General features: G+C 61.4%; 3 protein-coding genes and 1 pseudogene. 1 reads left to right on the top strand and 3 read right to left on the bottom strand.

What is annotated here, in order from left to right; translation table 11 throughout:
- Positions 1 to 56 precede the first annotated feature (56 nt).
- From AC1DLB_RS27170 to AC1DLB_RS27160, 3 genes and pseudogenes are all read right to left on the bottom strand, one after another.
- Positions 57 to 773 (bottom strand): helix-turn-helix transcriptional regulator, encoded by a 717-nt coding sequence (locus AC1DLB_RS27170; protein WP_019579228.1) that lies wholly within the window; start codon positions 771 to 773, stop codon positions 57 to 59.
- 107 nt (positions 774 to 880) lie between these two features.
- Positions 881 to 1,840: an agmatinase gene (gene speB, locus AC1DLB_RS27165; RefSeq protein ID WP_477786019.1), complete on the bottom strand. Its 960-nt coding sequence runs from the start codon at positions 1,838 to 1,840 to the stop codon at positions 881 to 883.
- Positions 1,841 to 1,862: 22 nt separating this feature from the next.
- A pseudogene (locus AC1DLB_RS27160) lies at positions 1,863 to 2,620 on the bottom strand (extracellular solute-binding protein).
- A gap of 101 nt (positions 2,621 to 2,721) precedes the next feature.
- Here AC1DLB_RS27160 and AC1DLB_RS27155 point away from each other — a divergent pair.
- A complete protein-coding gene (locus tag AC1DLB_RS27155; RefSeq protein WP_477786018.1) occupies positions 2,722 to 3,615 on the top strand; it encodes a LysR family transcriptional regulator in 894 nt (297 codons plus the stop codon).
- Positions 3,616 to 3,645 lie beyond the last annotated feature (30 nt).

Raw genomic sequence — 3,645 nt, 5'->3', positions numbered from 1 at the left:
ACATGTTTACGGCTCCTTGTGAGTTGTTTCTGGAGCCATGCTAAAACAAGCCAGTGTCAGTTCTTGTCAGGAGTGAAACGCCCTGCTTCGTCCAGTTGCATCTGCTTGCGCCAGGTGCGCAACAGGTCGCTGCGCCGCCCCGGATAGCGCTCACCCTGTTCACTGGCGGCCGAGATCCGGTCGGTGCGGAACGTGCGATAGGCACTGCGCAACTCACACCAGGCGACGATGATCCGCACCTCATTGAGAAACCCCAGGGCCAGTGGCCAGATCAACCGTTGGCTGGGCACTTGGTTGGCGTCTGCGTAATCGATATGCAACTTGGCCTGATCGCGGATGGCCTGGCGAAACACATTCAACGGCACGGCGTTTTGCGGATAGCCATAACCCGGCGGCCCCGGCAACACCGTCGGGTTGCGCAAGGCGTCCTGGGCCGTCGGGTCGAGCACCGCGGCGATTTTCGCCAGGGCATCGGCCGCCGCTTTGCTCAACACCTCATCGCCCCGCTGATCCACGTAGCGCAAACCGAGCACGATGGCTTCGGTCTCATCGGCATTGAGCATCAAGGGCGGCAGAAACAGACCGCTGCGCAACACATAGCCGATCCCCGCCTCGCCAAAAATCGGCGCGCCGAGTGCGGTGAGTTCAGCGATATCGCGGTACAGCGTGCGTTCGGAAATCTCCAGCTCGCTGGCCAATGTCGCGGCAGTCACCGGACGACTTTTGCCGCGTAGCACTTGTAACAAGGTCAGTAAACGAGTGGTTCGCGACACGGTCGGCAGGCTCCTTGCTGGAAGTCGCCGGAGCTTAGCAGAGGCTGCTGTCAGAAAGTGGCAGTAGCGAAACGCCAGACACAAGCCCGCTCCCACATTTTGGCTTGTTACCGATCGACCTTATGCCTGGCCGCATACAAACACAGCATTTCCATGGCCAGGGTCGCCGCAGYCAGTGAGGTAATGTCGGCGTGGTCGTAGGCCGGCGCCACTTCCACCACGTCCATCCCCACCAGGTTGATCCCGCGCAAGCCGCCGAGAATCTCCAGCGCCTGCACCGTGCTCAAGCCGCCGCACACCGGCGTCCCGGTGCCGGGCGCGAAGGCTGGGTCGAGGCAGTCGATGTCGAAGGTCAAATACACCGGGTGATCACCGACCCGCGCACGAATCGCCTCGACAATCGCCTCGCACCCTTGCCGATGAACCTGCCGCGCATCCAGCACCTGAAAGCCCTGATGATCGTCATTGGTGGTGCGCAAACCGATTTGCACTGAGCGCGACGGATCCACCAGCCCTTCCCTGGCCGCATGCCAGAACATCGTGCCGTGATCGACGCGCTTGCCCTCTTCATCCGGCCAGGTGTCGCTATGGGCATCGAAGTGAATCAATGACAACGGGCCGTGCTGGCGGGCATGGGCCTTGAGCAGCGGATAACTGATGAAGTGATCGCCGCCGAAGGTCAGCATCGCGCAACCGTTATCCAGGATGTGCCCGGCGTGGGCTTCAATGCTTTCCGGCACCGAATGCGGCGCGCCGTAATCGAAGGCGCAATCGCCGTAGTCGATCACCGCCAAGTGATCGAACGGGTCGAACGTCCACGGCCAATGGCGTTCCCAGGCGATCCCGGTGGACGCCGCCCGAATGCCGCGTGGTCCGAAACGCGCCCCGGAACGGTTGCTGGTGGCGGTGTCGAACGGCACGCCGCTGACCACCACGTCGACGCCACGCAAGTCGCGGCTGTAGCGCCGGCGCATGAAACTGGTGATACCGGCGTAGGTGCTTTCGGCGGCAGTCCCATAAAGACTGTCGCGGGTCATGGCCTGATCGTTCTGTGCAGGGACGTCCATGGGTGTGTTCCTTATTGTTGGCTTATTGGTGGCTACGGAAAGTGGTCCACAGGCGGGTGCGCTGACGCATGTCCTTGAGGCTCATGCTGCGGTCGGCATACAGCCGCTCACGCACCACGGCCTGCGGGTAGATGTCGGGATTGCTGCGCACCGCCTCATCCACCAGTGGCGTCGCCGCCTCATTGGCCGTGGCGAAGAACAGCGTATTGGTCAGTGCAGCGACGGATTCGGGGCGCAACATGAACTCGACGAAGGCTCGGGCGGCTTCGGGGTGCGGCGCGTCCTTGGGAATTGCCAGGTTGTCCTGCCACACCAGTGTGCCTTCACGTGGAATGCGGTAAGCCACCTCGAACGGTTTATTGGCCTTGCGCGCCTGATCGGCGGCCATGCTCGCGTCGCCGTTGTAGGTCAGTGCCAGGCAAACGCTGCCATTGGCCAGATCGTTGATCTGCCGCCCGGTAGGTTGGCGTACCCCTTGAGGCCATCGTGAGGAATTTCCTTCAGCGCTCCCGCCGCCAGGCCGCGCGCCAGGACGCTGGACGACGGCACCACCACGTCGTAACCGCTGCCGCCGGTGAGCAGTTTGGTTTCCAGCACTTCCGGCGTATCGAACGTGTCGTAGCGCACGTGGATGCCGGTTTCCTTTTCGAAGCGCTGCAAGGTCTCGGGCGCCACGTAATCGGCCCAACTGTAGAGATTGAGGACTTTTTCCTCAGCCTGGGCCGGCACGGCCATGGCGAGGAACAGCGCGGGTAAACACAGCYTGAAGAGCGGAGCCATGACGAACACCTGACTGGAGGAAGTGGTTGCAGGATGCGTCGTCGGTTACATTGAAAAAATACCAAGTTAGTTATCCTGACTTTATTGCGGAGTAATGTTTGATGCTCGGCCAACTGCATGATCTGGACCTGCACCTGCTGCGCCTGTTTGTCAGCGTGGTGGAATACGGAGGCTTCAGCGCGGCCCAGGGTGACCTGGGGCTGAGCCAGTCGAGCATCAGCCAGCAGATGGCCAAGCTCGAAACCCGGCTCGGTTATCGCCTGTGCAGTCGCGGCAAGGGCGGGTTCAAGATCACGCCCAAGGGTGAACAGTTGCTCGTTGCCACCCGTGCCTTGTTCCAATCCATTGAAGCGTTCCGCCATCAATCCAACGGTGTGGCCGAACGTTTGATCGGCGAAGTGCGCCTGGGTTTGTCCGAAGCGCTTGATCAGTCCGTGCTGGAACGGGTGGCCGAGGCGATCCGACGCTTTCGCGAACGTGACGAATCGGTGCGCATCGAGTTGATCAGCGCGATGYCCGGYGAAATGGAGCGGTTGTTGCTGCAACAACGGCTGGACCTGGCGATCGGCTATTTCTCACAGGCGCAGCGTGCTTTTGACTACCGTGAACTGTTCACCGAAACCCAGCACCTGTACTGCGCCTCCGGGCATCCGCTGTTCACCGATGACGCACCTGACGATCAAGCGCTCCAGGCCTGCGACCGGGTCGATCACCCCTATCGTTTCCTGCGCAGCGATGAGCCGTTTCAGGGGAAGCTCTGTTCAGCGCGATCCGAGCAGGTCGAAGGCACCCTCGCCTTCATTCTGTCCGGCAAGCACGTGGGGTATTTGCCCGATCACTTCGCCCAAAGCTGGGAAGACAAAGGATTGCTCCGTGCCGTGCGCCAGGGTGATATGAGTTTCGAGGTGGCGTTCCACCTGGCGCGCCATCGCGCACAGGTGCCGGGGGATGCGCAAAAGGCCTTTGAAGAGGATCTGCTTGCGGCGTTTGCTTGAAGCTCTGCCGTTGAATGATCACCCCTGTGG

The organism is Pseudomonas sp. 05N434 (assembly GCF_056396965.1).
This window is presented reverse-complemented; position numbering and strand designations above follow the sequence as displayed.